Source organism: Mesorhizobium caraganae (assembly GCF_016836705.1).
Taxonomy (GTDB): Bacteria; Pseudomonadota; Alphaproteobacteria; order Rhizobiales; family Rhizobiaceae; genus Mesorhizobium; species Mesorhizobium caraganae.
This window is the reverse complement of the sequence record NZ_JAFCGY010000093.1, coordinates 1-1,144: the sequence shown is the minus strand read 5'-3', so window position 1 is coordinate 1,144 and position 1,144 is coordinate 1. Positions and strand designations below refer to the sequence as shown.

Sequence of the window (1,144 nt, the reverse complement as noted above, 5' to 3'; positions counted from 1 at the left end):
CAACGGGCGCGACCGGCGATACCGGAGCAACGGGCGCTACTGGTGATACCGGGGCGACGGGCGCGACTGGTGATACCGGAGCAACGGGCGCTACTGGTGATACCGGAGCCACGGGTGCGACCGGCGATACCGGAGCCACGGGTGCGACCGGCGATACCGGCGCCACGGGTGCGACCGGCGATACCGGCGCCACAGGTGCGACCGGTGATACCGGAGCCACAGGTGCGACCGGTGATACCGGCGCAACGGGCGCGACCGGCGATACCGGAGCAACGGGCGCTACTGGCGATACCGGTGCGACGGGCGCTACCGGCGATACCGGCGCAACGGGCGCGACCGGCGATACCGGAGCAACGGGCGCTACTGGCGATACCGGTGCGACGGGCGCTACTGGCGATACCGGAGCAACGGGCGCTACTGGCGATACCGGAGCAACGGGTGCGACCGGCGATACCGGCGCGACTGGTGCAACTGGCGACACCGGAGCAACGGGTGATACCGGAGCCACGGGTGCGACCGGCGATACCGGCGCGACTGGTGCAACTGGCGATACCGGAGCAACGGGCGCTACTGGCGATACCGGAGCCACGGGTGCGACCGGCGATACCGGCGCGACTGGTGCAACTGGCGACACCGGAGCCACGGGTGATACCGGTGCCACGGGTGCGACCGGCGATACCGGGGCAACCGGAGCCACGGGCGATACCGGAGCAACTGGTGCGACTGGCGATACCGGGGCAACTGGAGCCACGGGTGATACCGGGGCAACTGGAGCAACTGGTGATACCGGAGCAACCGGAGCCACGGGTGATACCGGGGCAACTGGAGCCACGGGTGATACCGGGGCCACTGGAGCAACTGGTGATACCGGAGCGACGGGTGCGACCGGCGATACCGGCGCCACGGGCGCGACCGGCGATACCGGAGCCACAGGTGCGACCGGTGATACCGGCGCAACGGGCGCGACCGGCGATACCGGAGCAACGGGCGCTACTGGCGATACCGGTGCGACGGGCGCTACTGGCGATACCGGCGCAACGGGCGCTACTGGCGATACCGGAGCAACGGGCGCTACGGGGGAGACGGGAGCGACGGGAGCTACAGGGGACACCGGAGCAACGGGCGATACGGGAGAGACCGGAGC

Annotated in this window: 1 protein-coding gene; it reads left to right on the top strand. The window is 70.1% G+C overall.

Features of this window, described 5'->3' with window-relative positions; translation table 11 throughout:
- The coding region (locus JQK88_RS35415; RefSeq protein ID WP_203281220.1) for an autotransporter outer membrane beta-barrel domain-containing protein at window positions 1–1,144 on the top strand (1,144 nt) is incomplete at both ends.